Source organism: Niallia sp. Sow4_A1 (assembly GCF_052116745.1).
GTDB classification, from domain to species: domain Bacteria; phylum Bacillota; class Bacilli; order Bacillales; family Cytobacillaceae; genus Niallia; species Niallia hominis.
This window is the reverse complement of record NZ_JBQKKM010000018.1, coordinates 26,003-43,541: the sequence shown is the minus strand read 5'-3', so window position 1 is coordinate 43,541 and position 17,539 is coordinate 26,003. Positions and strand designations below refer to the sequence as shown.

The window sequence follows — 17,539 nt, the reverse complement described above, 5'->3', positions numbered from 1 at the left end:
TGACTATAACGTATGCTACTTTATGAGTCAATGCATTTCTTAAATTATCCAAATGACAATTATTATCCGTTTCTAGTACTAATAGTAAGGTTAGACATAGTTTCCATTATAAATACGTTTTAGCTAAAGAAAACCCAAAATATAAAACTTGCAAAAAAGGAGGAGGATACAACAAATGACATGGTTACATTTTATGATATTGCTGCCATTTATGTTTGCACTAATTGTACCTTTTATATATAAAAGGCTAACGCCTCGGATTCATACAGGTTGGTTCGTCTTGTTTGTTCCATTCACCATTTTTCTTTTCCTATTGATGTATATCCCTAAAATAGCGAAAGGAGAGGTATTTACTTCTACAGTCAACTGGATACCTGCTTATAATATTAACTTTACTACGTATTTGGATGGACTAAGCTTAGTATTTGGTTTATTGATTGCTGGAATAGGAGCTTTGGTGATTCTGTACTCTATATTCTATTTATCAAAACACCGGGAAGCTTTGCATAACTTCTATGTCTATTTATTGTTATTTATGGGGGCGATGCTTGGACTAGTAGTATCTGATAATTATTTTGTTTTATATGTATTTTGGGAAATTACTAGTGTATCCTCCTTTTTACTAATAGCTTATTGGTATGAAAGAGATCGCTCAAGATATGGTGCCCAAAAAGCAATGTTGATTACTGTCTTTGGCGGGCTAGCTATGTTAGCAGGACTGATCATGCTCTCTATTATGGCAGATACGACAAGTATTAGAGAGACCTTAGCGAATGTCCATCTAATCCAAAATCACGGTTTATTTATACCAGCCATGATTCTTCTTTTGCTTGGCGCTTTTACAAAATCGGCGCAATTTCCGTTTAGCATCTGGCTGCCTGATGCTATGGAAGCACCTACGCCCATTAGTGCGTATTTACACTCTGCCACGATGGTAAAGGCAGGAATTTATCTAGTTGCTCGTTTGACACCGATTTTTGGCGGCACAGCAGAGTGGTTTTGGTTTGTTGTAGGAATTGGTTTATTCACTTTATTATATGGATCCTTTAATGCAGTGAAACAGACAGACTTAAAGGCATTATTAGCCTATTCAACGATTAGTCAATTGGGATTGATTATGAGTTTACTGGGTATAGGTTCTGCTGCATTATATAAGGATTTAGGAGTAGAAGAATCGGGATTATATGCAACAGCTATTTTTGCAGCTATTTTTCATTTAGTAAACCATTCCACCTTTAAGGGTTCTTTATTTATGGTTGTAGGGATTATTGACCATGAGACTGGTACTCGAGATCTTCGGAGACTTGGTGGATTAATTCACTTAATGCCCGTATCCTTTACGCTTACTGTAATTGGTGGCTTTTCAATGGCGGGTCTTCCTCCATTCAATGGCTTCTTAAGTAAAGAGATGTTCTTTACTGCTGTAGTGAATGCCTCCCATATGGAAATATTTAATCTTCCGCATCTGGGTATGATTATTCCCATTATTGCGTGGATTGCAAGTGTCTTTACCTTTATCTATTGCATGATCTTGGTATTCAAAACATTTAAAGGAAAAAACAAAGCGCCAAAATTAGATAAAGCGATTCATGAAGCACCAATTGGTTTATTAGTCTCGCCGATTATTTTAGGGGCATTAGTTATTCTGTTCTTCTTTATCCCTAATGTTGTTTCCAAGTATTTATTAAAGCCAGCTTTTGCATCGGTTTTACCATCTCTTGCGCATTCGGTGGAATCCAAAAAGATCAGTGCCTTCCATGGATTCAACACAGAACTTTGGATGACGATTGGGGTTGTGGCTGTTGGAATTATCTTATATTTACTATTAAAAAAATGGTATAAGATTTATCGCCTTTATCCACAAGCTATCACCTTAAGCAATTTATATAATCTTAGTTTGGAATATATGGAGAAGCTGGCAAAATCAATAACAGATTTTTATATGACAGGATTCCTTCGTGATTATTTAGTCTATATATTTGGATTCCTTATTGTCATAATCGGGGGATCTCTCGTGTTGTTTAATGGGGTCACGTTCGATATGTCTCAGGACTCACCAATTAGTTTTTTTGATATTGGCATAGTTATTGCAATGATTATAAGCTCGGTTACCGTTCTTTTCTCTAAATCAAGGATTACATCCATTGTAGCAGTTGGTGCCCTAGGATTTCTTGTCTCGTTTTTCTTTGTACTTTTTAGAGCTCCTGATTTGGCACTCACACAATTAGTAGTTGAGACAGTGACAACCGTTTTATTCTTACTGTGCTTCTATCATTTGCCGCAATTAAAGAAGGAAATTAGTAGGATTCGTTTCAAAGCGGTCAATGCCATTATTTCAATAGGAGTAGGCGCAGTTGTTACAATTGTTGCTCTTTCAGCTAATGGTACCCATCTATTTGACTCTATTTCGAGCTACTATGAAGATTCCTATAAATTGGCAGGAGCAAAGAATATTGTTAATGCTATCTTAGTTGATTTCCGAGGGATAGATACAATGTTAGAGATCCTTGTCCTTACAGTTGCTGGTCTAGGAGTGTATACATTAATAAAAGTTAGGCTTGTAGGAGGGGATAAGAATGAAGAAACCAAATGATATTATCATTCGAAGTGTCACAAAGGTTGCCGTCGTTATTATCCTTACCTTTGCCATAAATCTATTTGTATCTGGACATCACTTTCCAGGCGGGGGATTTATTGGTGGTCTTACCTTTGCTGCCGCGATTATTTTGCTTTTTCTCTCTTTTGATATTGAGACTGTTCGAAAAAATATTCCTGTTGATTTTAAAGTGTTAGCAGGGGTAGGTGTATTAATTGCTGTTTTAACAGGCGTTGGTGGAATGGTATTTGGGGAAGCCTTCTTGACTCAAGCATTCGGATATTTTGACTTGCCTGTTTTCGGAAAAACAGAGTTAGCGACAGCTGTCATTTTTGATATTGGCGTTGCTCTAGCCGTTATCGGTACAGCGATAACCATTATTATGACGATTGGGGATGATCGCTGATGGAGACATTAATGTCTATTCTAGTGGGAGTATTATTCTCCATTGGAATTTATCTTATTTTAACAAAGACATTATTACGAATTATTTTAGGAACATCTATACTTGGTCACGGTGTAAACTTGCTTATTATTACAATGGGGGGATTGAAAAAAGGTGGTCCTCCCCTTTTAGGAATAACCGATCACACTTTTGCTGATTCGTTGCCGCAAGCATTGCTGCTTACAGCTATTGTTATAAACTTTGCAACGACTGCTTTGTTTTTAGTCCTAAGCTATCGAGCATTTAAAGTGCTTGGCACCGATGATACAGATTTATTGAGGGGTAATGAGGATGAATAATATTGTAATATTGCCGATCATCCTTCCTATCGTTTTTGCGATGATTATGGTGATTTTTAGAGACAAAGTTACGCTTCATCGAATATTAAGTCTAATAGCAATTATTTCTGTTTTTATTGTAACGATTATTTTAATCTTTCAAATTAAAGAAGAAGGAATACAGTCCATTCAGTTAGGGGGATGGGAGGCGCCGTTTGGCGTAAGCATGGTTGCAGATATGTTTGCAGCGCTTCTTGTTTTAGTTACTAGTATTATTGGATTTTGTTGTTTATTATACGCATTTCATTCAATTGGTGAGCAAAGAGAAAAATATTATTTTTATCCCTTATTTTTGGTCTTAATAACAGGGGTTAACGGATCTTTTTTCACGGGTGACATTTTCAATCTATTTGTCTGTTTTGAAGTAATGCTTGTTGCTTCATATGTATTAATTTCATTAGGAGGAACAAGAGTTCAGTTAAGGGAATCAATCAAATATATTTTAATAAACATTATCTCATCTTTTCTATTTCTAGTGGCAATTGCTTATTTATATGCGATTACAGGAACGCTAAATTATGCACATTTGTCGGTTCGAATTGCCGAAGTTGGTCAAGATGGATTAATGACAACCGTAGCGATATTATTTTTAATTGTGTTTAGTTTAAAGGCGGGGCTATTTTTATTCTTCTGGCTTCCAGGCTCTTATAGTGCACCACCGACGGCTATATCCGCTATTTTTGCTGCCCTTTTAACAAAGGTTGGAATGTATGCAATTATCAGAGTATTTACCTTGATTTTTTATCATGAAGTACAAATAACACATTTATTAATTGGCATCCTTGCAGGTATTACGATGACACTTGGGGCAATCGGAGCGGTTGCCTATAGAGATATTTATAAGGTAATGACCTATAATGTGGTCATTGGTGTCGGCTTTATTTTAGCAGGAGTCGCTACTTATACAACGGTAGGGATGACTGGTTCTATCTATTATTTCATTCATGATATGGTGATTAAAGCACTTATTTTCCTATTAGGAGGCACCGTAATCCATCTAACAGGAACAAGTAAATTAGATGAAATGAACGGATTGATTCGCTTGCATCCTCAGTTAGGCTGGATGTTCTTTATTGCAGCACTGTCTTTATCAGGGATACCTCCTTTAAGTGGCTTTCTAGGTAAAATATTTATAACAGAAGGGACATTTACTGCAGGATACTATTGGCTAGGTGCATTTGGACTGATTAGTAGTTTATTTGTTCTTTATTCTATTATGAAAGTATTTATGTCGGTGTTTTGGGGATATACGGATTTAACACTTGAAGAAGAAAAAGGGACAACAAAAGGATTAATGCTGCCAATTTCTGTGCTTACTTTCTTGACGATTGCTTTAGGCATTGGGACAGAAGGAATACATGAATATGTAGATATGGCAGTGGAAGGGTTAATGAATCCTCTTTATTATATAGAGGCTGTTTTGGGAAATGGAAAATAAAAGGAGTAATTAAATGGATGGAAAGAGGTGATTAATATGCCTATGCAAATATTAATTAACTTGTTAATAGGTGTCATTTGGATGTTTTTGCAAGACACCTGGAATGTATTGACCTTCTTTACTGGTTATTTATTTGGAATTCTCGTTCTCTTTATCTTGCGCCGCTATATGTCAACTAACTTTTATTTAGAGACATTTTTTGCAGTCATTAAGTTGTTCGTTGTTTTTATTGAACAGCTGTTTACATCGAGTGTAGTCGTCATTCGACAAATAATAAAACCTAGGATTAATATTTCCCCAGGAATATTTTCCTTAGAGACGGAATTAGAGGGGGAATTAGAGGTTTCCTTGTTAGCCTTATTAATGAATTTAACCCCGGGCTCAGTTGTTGTGGAGGTCACTTCTGATAATAATAAGTTTTTTATCCATGCAATGGATATACCCGCTCAAAAAGAATCCATCTTTCGTTCGAAGGAAAAATTTGAAAAGGCTATTAAGAGGGTGACTCGTTATGATTGATAATCTATTGGTTGGATCCTTAATTTTACTTGTTCTATCTATATTTGCAACGGTTTTTCGGCTGGTCAAAGGTCCATCTGCTCCAGATAGAATTCAGGCGCTTGATTGTTTGGGGATTAATTTAATTGCCGGAGTAGCTATCTTTTCTGTGTTGCTTCGAAATACAGGTTTTTTTGAAGTAATTTTATTAATAGGGATTCTATCATTTATTGGAACCATTGCCTTTGCACGATATATTGAAAGAGGTGTAGTCATTGAGCGAAAACAATCCGATTGAGCTTATAGCAGTTCTACTTATATTTTTTGGCGCTATCTTCTGTTTTCTTAGCTCATTAGGACTAATAAGACTTCCAGATGTTTATACGAGATCACATGCTGCATCCAAAGGCTCTACAATGGGAGTACTTTTTACTCTTGTTGGAACGTTTGTCTTTTTTATCATAGAGGGAACTTTTAGTATTCGTTTATTTCTAGGAATTTTCTTTGTTTTCCTAACCTCACCTGTCGCATCCCATGTAGTCGTGCGTTCTGCCTATCGTTCTAAAGTAAAGCTTGCGGATGTAACAGTACAAGATGATTTAAAGGCTGAAATGGAAGAAGAAGGAATCGAAACAATAGAAGTTCAGCACAAGTAGGCATAGATTGATTTTTTTGGATAGGAAAATTAATATTGGAACGATTGAGGCTGTGGATTCATTAAAAAAATTACGTTACATCTTCATGAAGAGAGAAAGTTATTTATTTCTAATTGACGAAATTTCGCGATTTCTATATAGTTAAAAACGAAATACCCGTACTGAGACGGGAGAGGTTCATAGCGAATACCCTCTATAAAAAACTATGGATACATGCAATCAACGCCATGTCCATAAAAAGGATATGGCTTTTTTGTTTTATTCAGCTAGTTTCTGCGTAAGGTAAAATACCTCTCTTTTATGCAGTGTTGGGAAACACCAAACAAGGAGGAGCTCAAATGTCTGGAAGAAAGAAAGAAGAAGGATTAACAGATTTAACTTTGTTAGGAAATCAAAATACTCAATATAAAAGTGATTATGCACCAGAGGTGTTAGAATCGGTAGATAATCTCCACTCTGATAGAGATTATTTTGTAAAATTTAATTGTCCAGAGTTTACTAGCCTTTGTCCAATAACTGGACAGCCTGACTTTGCCACAATGTATATTTCCTATATCCCAAATAAGAAAATAGTAGAAAGCAAATCTCTTAAATTATATTTATATAGCTTTCGTGATCACGGTGATTTTCATGAAGATTGTGTCAATATTATCATGAATGATTTAATCAAACTATTAGATCCTCGATATATCGAGGTTTGGGGGAAATTCACTCCACGTGGCGGAATATCAATTGATCCATGGTGCAATTATGGAAAATCGGGCACTAAATTTGAAGAGATGGCAGCCCATCGATTAATGAACCATGATATGTATCCAGAAAAAGTAGATAATCGATAATAAAAAACCAGTTAACAACTCGCAATTTTGTGGTTGTTGACTGGCTTTTTAAAGTCATATTTTCCTTTGTGGATTAAGGCAAGATATTCCCAGCAGCGCGATAAATACTGTACCATTCTTCTCGTGTTAAATGAACATCACTTGCTTTACAGCAATCGATTAAACGATCCACATTCATTGTTCCAATAACCGGCTGCATGTTAGCAGGATGGCGCAATAACCACGCAATCGCAATAGTTGTATTGCTGACTTGATACTTTTCAGCAATTTCATTTATTTGTTGATTTAATTCAGGAAATTTTTCATTTCCAAGGAATACCCCTTCAAAAAAACCATATTGGAATGGAGACCAAGGCTGGATTGTAATATCATGCAAGCGACAGAAGTCTAAAATACTGCCATCACGATTAATTGCAGAGTCATTCTCCATATTTACATTGATTCCATTAGAAATCATATTGGCATTTGTAATACTTAGTTGCAATTGGTTAGCCACAAGAGGCTGTTTCACATATTTTTGCAATAGTTGTATTTGCATCGGATTTTGGTTAGAAACGCCAAAATGACGAACCTTTCCAGATTGCTCAAGAATTTGGAATGCTTCTGCAACTTCCTCAGGTTCAACTAAAGCATCGGGACGATGAAGCAGAAGGGTATCTAAGTATTCTGTTTTTAGCCTACTTAATATTCCATCAACGGAGTTTAAGATATGTTCTTTTGAAAAGTCAAACATTCCTTTGCGAATGCCACATTTGGATTGCAAAATAATATTTTCGCGTACACTTGGAGACATATGAATAGCATCTGCAAATATCTCTTCACAAGTACCGCTACCATAAATGTCTGCGTGATCAAAGAAGTTAGCACCTTGTTCTAAAGCAGTTTGTACAAATTGCTCTGCTTCCTTTTTTTCTAATGAGTTAATACGCATGCAGCCAACCGCTACTACAGGCACTTCTAAATTACTGCTACCTAGTTTGATTATTCTCACGTTTCTCAGTCCCTTCTATTAATAGAAAACGCTTTAATAATTGTGCAAGATTAAAATTTCTAATACAGTAGACCATTTTTATTTTGCCATAGAAAGGAGATGAACACCAACCTTTAGACTTATGAAATCGAAAAATACTCCTTTTCTAGCAAAAAAAATAGAAAAGGAGTGCACTCCCATTTCGAGATGGAAGAAGCACTCCATTTCTTTTCCTATTATTTTGAATTTTAATCCTCCATTGTAGAAAGATCGCCAGTAGGGAGTCCGAGTTCCCAAGCCTTTAAAACACGTCTCGTTATTTTTCCGCTACGGGTTTTAGGAAGCTTTTCGCAAAATTCAATTTCTCTTGGAGCGGCATGAGCGGCCAAGCCTGTTTTTACAAATATACGTATTTCTTCTTTTAATTCATCTGTTTCTTTATAGCCGTCAACTAGTGCAATAAAGGCTTTAATAATTTCACCTCGAATAGGATCTGGCTTTCCAATTACACCTGCTTCTGCTACTGCCGGAAATTCAATTAGTTTGCTTTCCACTTCAAATGGACCAACTCTTTCTCCAGCCGTCATAATAACATCATCCACCCGTCCCTGAAACCAGAAGTAACCTTCTTCATCCATATAAGCGGAATCGCCAGAAACATACCATTCATCATGTTGAAAATAACTATTGAACTTCTCCTGATTATTCCAAATTGTATGCATCATTGATGGCCAACCTTTTTTAATGGCTAAATTCCCCATCTGATTTGGCGGCAAAATATTTCCGTTATCGTCCAGAATAACAGCTTCTATCCCTGGAAGAGGTTTCCCCATTGAGCCTAACTTGATATCCATACAAGGTAGATTACATATCAGCTGTGCACCAGTTTCAGTCATCCACCAAGTATCATGAATGCGATGTCCAAATACTTCGTGACCCCACCGGATTACTTCCGGATTTAGCGGTTCACCTACGCTTAGAATATGACGCAAGGAGGAGAGGGTGTATTTTTCGGTAACCGTATCCCCAGCTGCCATTAGCATCCGGAATGAGGTAGGTGCACTGTACCAAACGGTCACTCCAAATGTTTCAATCGTTTTATACCAAATATCAGGACTAAAGCGCCCACCTGCAACCACATTTGTTGAGCCAGTTAGCCAAGGACCAAAAATGCCGTAGGAGGTACCTGTTACCCAACCAGGGTCAGCTGTGCACCAGTAGACATCATCTTCTTGTAAATCTAAGACCCACTTTGCTGTCTGGTAGTGCTGGATCATCGCATTGTGGACATGAAGCACACCTTTTGGTTTTCCAGTGGAACCAGAGGTATAGTGAAGGATTAATCCATCTTTACGATCAACCCATTCTATGTCTAATTCAATAGAAGCAGAGCGAAAATATTGAAGGAAATCTTTTGTTTTATCATCCTCTTGTACATCTTCCCCAACAATAAAAATTGTTTCTAAAGCTGGTAATTCTGTATGTGGAATCCTATTTACAAGCTCAGGTGTAGTAATGATAACTTTTGCCTCACTATCATGGAGACGGTCCTTTACGGCATCCTCCATAAATGCTTCAAACAGTGGACCAACGATGGCTCCTAATTTTATCGCTCCAATTAAAGCGAAATATAATTCAGGGGAACGAGGCATAAAAATAAACACTCGATCGCCTTTTTTTACGTTTCCTACTTTTTTTAAAACATTTCCAGCTTTATTTGATAATTTCTTTAAGTCTTTGAATGTGTATGTCTCTTTTCTTGATGGATGAAAATAGTGGAGGGCTACTTTGTTGGCACGGTAATTCTCAGCATGACGGTCAATTGCTTCATAAGCTAAGTTAACTTTTCCAGTCTGATGCCAAGAAAATTCCTTTTCTGCTTGGTCCCATTTGAAATGTTGGTACAAGTCCTCATAGTTCTCAAGGTTATGCTTGCCTTTAACAGGTGGAAACGCTTTCAATTTCATTCATACATCCCCCTCATTTCAATTTTTTAACAACACTATTATAATGGGAAAACACTATATATACAATTTTAATGTTGTAATTGAATAAATATTCCTACATTTAAAAAATGGATAGGGGTATAAGTTAAAACTTTTCTATATAAAGGAATAAAGCGGCTGGGAAATAAGCATTTCTACCAACATTAAACAAGAACTATAATGTAATTAATTTACAAAAAAATTCGTGTTTGTTTTTTAGAAAAAGGTTTAAAAACGAAGTGTAATGGAGCGGAAGACGCTCGACTCCTGCGGGAAATAGAGACGCTTTAGACCCCGCAGCGCATGCGAGGAGGGCACTGAAAAAGTATAGTTTCTCCAAATTAAATAAGTATTTATTTATTTGAAAGCGAATATAAAGTTGGTTTGGAGAGGCGACAGCTCGACTCCTATGGGAGTTGCGAGAAAGTCCGAGACCCTGCAGGAACGCAGTGACGAAGCGGCTCGGCGCTCGCCCCATGGAAAGCGAGCTGTCGCCTCGGAAAACAAATGAAATACCCGAATTTATAAGTCGGCCACCAACAATTATGATTATATTGCAGTTTTTCAGTGCCCTAGCATGCGAGGAGGCTCAGCTTCCTCCCCGGCGCATCGTGCGTCTGTAGCGCAATGGAACGACTGAATTTTTACACTTAACTATATTAAAAAACATAGATAACCATCAAGAGAAAGTAGCTTTATTTAAGAGCTAAATTAAAGATTGTTCGTCTTTAAAGACTAGTTTTTTAGTTTTGTTCCAGCCTCTTTAATGGGAAAATCTTCATTAAAAAGGACTATAAAAACAGTAGTATTAAATATAGTGAATGAAAAGCAAAATGAATAGATAAATCAAAAGAAGTAGTACTTGAAATTTAATTGTAGCGTAAAACCTTTTGTTAAACTTTTGAGATGGAAGTGGTTTTTCCTTCCATTCATCCAAGTAGTCATCATTTTTAAGAATCACGTGATGGAATCTTCGGAAGCTGAACGTTACTCCGTCAAAAAAGCCTCCTTTTGCAATATATTGAAATAGAAAAACAACGATATAAGAGAAAGTAAGATAAAAGACAGTATTTATATAAGAAACAAAAGTATATTCAGAAGAAAAAATAAAAAAAAGAATTCCCGTTATAAAGATATTTATTAGAAATAGAGACCATTTTTTATTAAGCATGTTTATTCACCTTTACTAAGTATGTTTGCAACACGAATAATCGTATTTTAACCTAACTTTTATAGAATGTACATTTTCGGAAGCCATATGACTATAAAATATTGAGCATATATACTATCAAATAGTCAAAAAGAGTGTCACCTTCATTTTTATATAGTTGAAAGATAGTTGAATTAATCTAGGAGGAATCGGATTATTATTTACAATATTAAGGAAGAAAAGAACTAATAATGTAAATATATCCTATTATGAAATTCTACAATAATAATACTGTCTTCTAATTTCAGGGAGAAAAGTATATTGAGATATGGATATTTTTAACAATTAATCGTTCTTTTGCCATATCTTTTGCTATATTTTTAATATAAATTTTTAGAATTTTAATATAAAAGTAAGCGCTATCTTTGTTGTTATAATGCAAAAGCACTCTAGCACACTATAGCAATATTTGAAATTATCTCTATATTTAGTCTTTACAACTCTACTAGAATAATAGTATACTCACTTTAGCTTCTTTTTTAGATGTAATTTACAGAATAATATAACAATGGGGGGTCTTTTTTAATGAAGCGAAAATTAACTTGGCTGCTTTCACTTACATTGATACTGAGTGTATTTTTAGCAGCATGTTCTGGCGGCGATGATAACGCGTCTGAAGGTACTGATGGTTCATCAGAAGAAAATGTTGAACAAGTATTAAACTTAATTAACGGAGATGCGATTCCTTCTATGGATCCATCAATGGCAACAGATCAATATGGTTTCCAATTCTTAGGTGCTACAATGGAAGGTCTTAATCGTTTAGGTGAAGGCGGAGAAGTTACACCAGGTATTGCTGAAAGCCATAAAGTATCTGAAGATGGCTTAACTTGGACGTTCAAGTTACGTGAAGATGCAAAATGGGAAAACGGAGATCCTGTAACTGCTAACGATTTCGTTTATGCTTGGCAACGTGCTGTAAATCCTGATACAGGTTCTGAGTACGGTCCATATATGATGGGTGGCGTAATTAAAAACGCTGCAGAAATTAGCCAAGGTGATATGCCAGTTGAAGACTTGGGAGTTAAAGCAGACGGCGATTATACTCTAGTTGTTGAACTTGCTAACCCAACACCTTATTTTGAATCTTTAACAACTTTTGGTACATTCTTACCATTGAACCAAAAATTCGTTGAAGAAAAAGGCGAGGCTTTCGCTACTAGCTCTGAAAATCTATTAGCTAATGGTCCTTTCAAATTAGAAAACTGGGAAAGTACATCTCAAAAGTGGAATCTTGCTAAAAACGATACTTACTGGGATGCAGATACAGTTAAGTTAGAAACGATTAATTATGTAGTAGTAAAAGAAGCTCAAACAGCGGTTGACCTTTATGAAAAAGGAGAAGTAGACCGTACTGGTTTATCTTCAGACTTAGTTGACCAATATTCTTCTGATGAAGATTATACAGTTAAAGCAGGAAACTCTGTATTCTATTTGAAAATAAATCAAACAAGAAACGAAGCGCTTGCTAATAAAAATATTCGCGCAGCTATCAGCCGTGCGTTTGATAAACAGGCTTTAGTAGATACAATTTTAAATAATGGTTCTTTAGCTGCTAATGGTCTAGTTCCAGCAGACTTTACTCCAATGCCTGACGGTAGTGGTGATTTCCGCGAAGTTAGTGGAGATCTTGTAACATATGATACTGCTGCTGCGAAAGAATTCTGGGAAAAAGGTTTAGAAGAATTAGGAACTGATTCAGTAGAAATCGAATTCCTAGGCGGAGATACAGATGTATCTAAAACAATGAACGAATATCTTGCTAACCAATTACAAACAAATCTACCAGGATTAAAAGTAACTCTAAAACAAGTACCATTTGAACAACGTTTAGATTTAGATACTAATCAAGACTACGATCTTCAATTAGCTGGTTGGGGTCCTGACTACCTTGATCCATACACTTTCTTAAGCTTATGGATTACAGATGGCGGAAATAACAAAATGGGTTACTCAAATGCAGAGTACGATAAATTGTTAGAAGAAACAACAACTACTCTTGCTACAGATAACGAAGCTCGTTACCAAAACTTCTTAGAGGCTGAAAAGATTCTATTTGAAGATGCGGCAATCGCTCCTGTATATCAAAGTGCTGGCGCATTCCTATCATCTCCAAAAATTCATGGCTTAATTGAAAATCCATTTGGACCAGATTATGAATACAAATGGGTATCTATTGGAGCTGAAGAGTAATTTCGCTTTTTTGAAAAATTCGATGCTATGAAATAAGAGGGAGTGTATGCTTTTATAGCATATACTCTCTTGTATTTTTGAGTAGGAAAATTCTGATTATAGCAAAAATAAATTATTATGCTATAATAAACAAAGAAAATTAGGAGGTGCACAGATGGCTCGATACTTACTTCGACGTTTATGGTATATGTTAATAACACTGTTCATTATCGCAACAGTCTCCTTTTTCCTGATGAAGTTCCTTCCAGGAAGTCCGCTGAAGGCTGACGATAAATTAAGTGAAGAACAAAAAACAATTATATTGGAAAAATATGGTTTGAACGATCCGATTCCTGTTCAATATGTACGTTATTTAGGAAACCTAGTGCAGGGGGATTTAGGGGTTTCGTTTGCATTTGATAATACGCCGGTTACAGATATTCTAACGTCTAAAATTGGCCCTTCTGCGCTTTTAGGTGGACAGGCTTTAGTGCTGGGAACTGTTGTTGGAATTCTACTGGGCTTAATAGCATCTATTTATAGGAATGGTCCAATCGATTTTACATCCACCATTATAGCGGTACTCGGGACATCAGTTCCATCGTTCGTATTTGCAGGACTATTACAATATTTCTTGGCGGTGAAATGGGACTTACTACCTGTTGCGCTTTGGGATGGGTTTGAATATACGATTCTACCAACTATTGCACTAGCAATCTCACCACTAGCTGTAGCTGCAAGGTTCACTAGAACTGAAATGATCGAGGTTCTGCATTCACATTATATAACGACAGCTCGTGCAAAAGGAGTTAGTGAAGCAGGAATTATTTTCAAGCATGGATTACGTAATGCATTGATTCCTTTAGTTACAGTAATTGGGCCAATGGCGGTTGGCTTAATGACAGGATCCTTAGTAATTGAGCAAATATTTGCTGTTCCTGGAATTGGAGAGCAATTTGTATCATCTGTTAATGTAAATGATTATCCGACAATTATGGGGACAACATTATTGTTTGCCTTTGGGTTTGTAATCATTATATTAATTATTGACCTCCTATATGGATTAATCGATCCTAGAATTAGAATTGCAGGAGGTAATAAATAAAATGGAAAAGAAAAATCTTAATCAAATTGATAAGAATTTATTTAAGCCTCTTAATCAAGAAGAAAATGTTAGTGAAAAAATAACGGCACCAAGTAGAACCTTTGGGCAGGATGCAAGAAGAACGCTAATGAAAAACAAGCCTGCTATAGTTAGCATATTCATAATTTTGTTAATTATTATTATGAGTATAATTGGTCCAAGTATGAATGACTATGGTAACGATGATCAGGAACTTTCTCGAGCAAAGCTTCCGCCTAGGGTGCCATTATTAGAGAATGTTTCTTGGTTGGGTCTAAATGGTACATTATCAGGTCGATATGAAGGCACTGATGTGGAAGATGCAACTACAAAGGCAATGGCTCGTTATAAAAGTACAGATGAGTTTGTTGATATTAAAGTCCTTGAAGAAGGAGACGGTTCAAGAAATTCTGCTGCTGTTAAAGCAACCTTTCATATCTATGAAGCAAAGGAGATGGATGATACCTATTTCTGGTTTGGTACTGATACACTTGGTCGTGACCAATGGACAAGACTTTGGGAAGGTACAAGAGTATCCTTAATCATTGCATTTGTTGCTGCAATTCTTGATTTATTAATTGGGGTAACATACGGTGGTGTCTCTGGCTTCTATGGCGGAAGAGTTGATAACGTATTACAGCGTATTGCAGAAATATTAGTAGGGATTCCAAACCTAGTAATAATTCTTTTAATGATGCTTATTCTCCAGCCTGGTATTGTCTCCATTGTTATTGCATTAGCAATTACAGGATGGATAGGTATGTCCCGTATTGTTCGTGGCGAAGTATTAAAGCTAACAAATCAAGAATTTGTTCTTGCTGCTAGAACGTTAGGAACATCAAATGGTACGATAATTAGAAGACACTTAATTCCGAATATAACTGGTATTATTATTGTTAATACAATGTTCTCCATTCCAGGAGCTATCTTCTTCGAAGCATTCCTAAGCTTTATCGGACTTGGTATTGTCCCACCTAATGCTTCACTAGGTGCTTTAATTCAGCAAGGGTTTGCCAATTTACGATTGTACCCATATTTACTAGTTTTCCCAGCGGCTGTATTATCAGTATTAATGATTGCATTCAATATATTAGGTGATGGTTTGCGTGATGCATTCGATCCAAAAATGCATAAATAGGAGAGTAGGTGTTTATAAATGAGTAAATTATTAGAAGTCAAAGATTTAAGAGTATCATTTAACACCTACAACGGTGAAGTACAAGCTGTTCGCGGTGTTAGCTTTGAGTTAAATAAAGGGGAAACACTAGCAATTGTAGGAGAATCCGGTTCTGGTAAATCCGTTACTTCCAATGCTTTAATGAGACTTCTTCCTGAACCACAAAGTATTATAAAAAGTGGAGAAATTTTATTTGAAGGCGAAGATCTTATTAAAAAATCGAAGAAGGATATGCAAAAAATTCGCGGAAAAGATATCTCTATGGTATTCCAAGATCCAATGTCTTCTTTGAATCCTACAATGAAAATCGGGAATCAAATCATGGAAGGTCTAATCAAGCATCAAAACATGAATAAAGCTGACGCTAAGAAACGTGCGCTTGAGTTGCTTGAATTAGTAGGCATTCCACAGCCAGCAATTCGCATTAATCAATTTCCACATCAATTTTCAGGCGGAATGCGTCAACGTGTGGTTGTAGCAATTGCGCTTGCGTGTAATCCGAAGATTTTAATTGCTGACGAACCAACTACAGCACTTGATGTTACGATTCAGGCTCAAATCCTTGAATTGATGAAGGACATTCAAAAGAAAACGGAGAGTGCGATTATTTTTATTACCCATGACCTTGGTGTAGTAGCAAATGTTGCTGATCGCGTAGCTGTTATGTATGCTGGTAAAATTGTTGAAATTGGTACAGTAGATGATATTTTCTATAATCCAAAGCATCCTTATACTTGGGGATTAATTGGATCAATGCCTACACTTGATAGTAAGGATGAAGAACTATTTGCTATACCTGGAAGCCCACCAAATATGTTAAAGCCTCCAGTAGGAGACGCGTTTGCGCCTAGAAATCAATTTGCACTAGAAATTGACACAGTGATGGAACCACCAATGTTTAAAGTTTCTGATACACATTATGCAGCAACTTGGCTATTACATGAAGATGCACCAAAGATTGAGCCACCAGAAGCGGTTAAACAAAGAATGCTTGGTTTCTCCAAAACAGGTCGCAAGGACGGTGAAAAAAGTTGACTAACGAAAAATTATTAGAAGTAAAGAATTTGCAAAAGCACTTTTCAGCTGGTAGAGATAGAATCATTAAAGCGGTAGACGGTGTATCCTTTGACATTTTTAAGGGAGAAACATTTGGTCTTGTTGGTGAATCTGGTTGTGGAAAGTCTACAACAGGTAGAACCATTATCCGTCTTTATGATGCAACAGGTGGAGAAGTTAAATTTGAAGGCGAAGATGTGCATGGAAAAAAATCAAATGCAGAGCTTCGCAAGTTTAACCGAAAAATGCAAATGATTTTCCAGGATCCTCATTCCTCTCTTAATCCGCGTATGACGGTACTGGATATTATTGCAGAAGGTATTGATAATCATAAGCTTGCAAAAACACCAGAAGAACGTCGTCAGAGAGTAGAAGAATTACTTGAAGTAGTTGGATTGAACAAAGAGCATGCTACACGCTTTCCACATGAATTCAGTGGTGGTCAACGACAAAGAATTGGGATTGCTCGTGCGCTAGCTGTAGAGCCAGATTTCATCATCTGTGACGAGCCAATTTCTGCACTTGATGTTTCTATTCAAGCACAGGTTGTTAACCTATTGAAAAAGTTACAAAAGGAACGTGGATTAACTTATTTATTTATTGCCCATGATCTATCTATGGTTAAATATATAAGTGATCGTATTGGTGTTATGTATATGGGAAATATGGTTGAGTTAGCAGAAGCAGATGAGCTTTATGATAATCCACTTCATCCATATACAAAATCATTATTATCGGCAATTCCGCTTCCAGATCCACGTTATGAGCGTGAACGTACAAGAATCGCTTATGATCCATCCGTACATGACACTAGTGAGCCAGCAGAGTTAAGAGAAATTACTCCAGGTCACTTTGTGCGTTGTACTACGAAAGAGTTAGAGAAGTACAAAAGAGAATTGAGCCTAAAGAAAAAATAAGCATCAAATTTAATCTATTAAAGAAGACCTCCCAAATAATCCTTGCCAAGATGCAAGGATTTTTTCATTTCTCAGGAAATGAATCTGTATTCTTTTTCTTTCCCCTATCATTACATATG

The 17,539-nt window shown here is 36.3% G+C and carries 16 protein-coding genes and 1 riboswitch; of the genes, 13 read left to right on the top strand and 3 right to left on the bottom strand.

Going from position 1 to position 17,539, the window contains the following annotated elements; all coding sequences use genetic code 11:
- The first annotated feature begins 175 nt into the window (after positions 1-175).
- From ACTQ5K_RS11705 to queF, 8 genes are all read left to right on the top strand, one after another.
- Positions 176-2,593, top strand: coding sequence for a Na+/H+ antiporter subunit A (locus ACTQ5K_RS11705; protein WP_441993949.1), 2,418 nt, complete (start codon positions 176-178; stop codon positions 2,591-2,593).
- Positions 2,577-3,002 carry a Na(+)/H(+) antiporter subunit B gene (locus ACTQ5K_RS11700; RefSeq protein WP_031539279.1) on the top strand — a complete coding sequence of 142 codons (426 nt, stop codon included), beginning with the start codon at positions 2,577-2,579 and terminating at the stop codon, positions 3,000-3,002. Before ACTQ5K_RS11705 ends, ACTQ5K_RS11700 begins: the two co-directional genes overlap by 17 nt.
- A complete protein-coding gene (locus ACTQ5K_RS11695; RefSeq protein ID WP_031539278.1) occupies positions 3,002-3,340 on the top strand; it encodes a Na(+)/H(+) antiporter subunit C in 339 nt (112 codons plus the stop codon). The genes ACTQ5K_RS11700 and ACTQ5K_RS11695 overlap by 1 nt, the downstream gene beginning before the upstream one ends.
- Positions 3,333-4,817, top strand: a complete 1,485-nt coding sequence (locus tag ACTQ5K_RS11690; protein ID WP_441993948.1) for a Na+/H+ antiporter subunit D — start codon at positions 3,333-3,335, stop codon at positions 4,815-4,817. The genes ACTQ5K_RS11695 and ACTQ5K_RS11690 overlap by 8 nt, the downstream gene beginning before the upstream one ends.
- A gap of 36 nt (positions 4,818-4,853) precedes the next feature.
- Positions 4,854-5,336 carry a Na+/H+ antiporter subunit E gene (locus tag ACTQ5K_RS11685; protein WP_031539276.1) on the top strand — a complete coding sequence of 161 codons (483 nt, stop codon included), beginning with the start codon at positions 4,854-4,856 and terminating at the stop codon, positions 5,334-5,336.
- Positions 5,329-5,613: a Na(+)/H(+) antiporter subunit F1 gene (locus tag ACTQ5K_RS11680; RefSeq protein ID WP_031539275.1), complete on the top strand. Its 285-nt coding sequence runs from the start codon at positions 5,329-5,331 to the stop codon at positions 5,611-5,613. The genes ACTQ5K_RS11685 and ACTQ5K_RS11680 overlap by 8 nt, the downstream gene beginning before the upstream one ends.
- Positions 5,591-5,971 carry a monovalent cation/H(+) antiporter subunit G gene (gene mnhG / locus ACTQ5K_RS11675; protein WP_031539274.1) on the top strand — a complete coding sequence of 127 codons (381 nt, stop codon included), beginning with the start codon at positions 5,591-5,593 and terminating at the stop codon, positions 5,969-5,971. The genes ACTQ5K_RS11680 and mnhG overlap by 23 nt, the downstream gene beginning before the upstream one ends.
- Before the next feature lie 166 nt (positions 5,972-6,137).
- A riboswitch (PreQ1 riboswitch) is annotated at positions 6,138-6,184 on the top strand.
- Between the two features lie 125 nt (positions 6,185-6,309).
- Positions 6,310-6,810 carry a preQ(1) synthase gene (gene queF / locus ACTQ5K_RS11670; protein WP_251628937.1) on the top strand — a complete coding sequence of 167 codons (501 nt, stop codon included), beginning with the start codon at positions 6,310-6,312 and terminating at the stop codon, positions 6,808-6,810.
- A 73-nt stretch (positions 6,811-6,883) separates the two neighbouring features.
- Here queF and ACTQ5K_RS11665 read toward each other — a convergent pair whose 3' ends face one another.
- The 3 genes from ACTQ5K_RS11665 to ACTQ5K_RS11655 form a co-directional block, all read right to left on the bottom strand.
- On the bottom strand, positions 6,884-7,801 hold the full coding sequence (locus ACTQ5K_RS11665; RefSeq protein ID WP_349204527.1) for an aldo/keto reductase: 918 nt from the start codon (positions 7,799-7,801) through the stop codon (positions 6,884-6,886).
- Positions 7,802-8,028: 227 nt separating this feature from the next.
- Positions 8,029-9,747, bottom strand: coding sequence for an acetate--CoA ligase (gene acsA / locus ACTQ5K_RS11660; protein WP_441993947.1), 1,719 nt, complete (start codon positions 9,745-9,747; stop codon positions 8,029-8,031).
- Between the two features lie 826 nt (positions 9,748-10,573).
- Complete coding sequence (locus tag ACTQ5K_RS11655; protein ID WP_235250977.1) at positions 10,574-10,936, bottom strand: DUF3899 domain-containing protein; 363 nt, start codon at positions 10,934-10,936, stop codon at positions 10,574-10,576.
- Between the two features lie 564 nt (positions 10,937-11,500).
- Between ACTQ5K_RS11655 and ACTQ5K_RS11650 the strand changes: the two genes are divergently transcribed.
- The 5 genes from ACTQ5K_RS11650 to ACTQ5K_RS11630 all read left to right on the top strand — a co-directional run bounded on the left by ACTQ5K_RS11650 (position 11,501) and on the right by ACTQ5K_RS11630 (position 17,420).
- Positions 11,501-13,168, top strand: coding sequence for a peptide ABC transporter substrate-binding protein (locus ACTQ5K_RS11650; RefSeq protein ID WP_109768065.1), 1,668 nt, complete (start codon positions 11,501-11,503; stop codon positions 13,166-13,168).
- Between the two features lie 154 nt (positions 13,169-13,322).
- Complete coding sequence (gene opp3b / locus ACTQ5K_RS11645) at positions 13,323-14,252, top strand: oligopeptide ABC transporter permease (RefSeq protein ID WP_031539421.1); 930 nt, start codon at positions 13,323-13,325, stop codon at positions 14,250-14,252.
- A 1-nt stretch (position 14,253) separates the two neighbouring features.
- Positions 14,254-15,408 (top strand): oligopeptide ABC transporter permease, encoded by a 1,155-nt coding sequence (gene opp3C / locus ACTQ5K_RS11640; RefSeq protein WP_031539420.1) that lies wholly within the window; start codon positions 14,254-14,256, stop codon positions 15,406-15,408.
- A gap of 18 nt (positions 15,409-15,426) precedes the next feature.
- Positions 15,427-16,482, top strand: coding sequence for an ABC transporter ATP-binding protein (locus ACTQ5K_RS11635; RefSeq protein WP_031539419.1), 1,056 nt, complete (start codon positions 15,427-15,429; stop codon positions 16,480-16,482).
- The gene (locus tag ACTQ5K_RS11630; RefSeq protein ID WP_031539418.1) at positions 16,479-17,420 is read left to right on the top strand and encodes an ABC transporter ATP-binding protein; all 942 of its coding nucleotides are present in this window, start codon (positions 16,479-16,481) and stop codon (positions 17,418-17,420) included. The genes ACTQ5K_RS11635 and ACTQ5K_RS11630 overlap by 4 nt, the downstream gene beginning before the upstream one ends.
- The last annotated feature ends 119 nt before the right edge of the window (positions 17,421-17,539 follow it).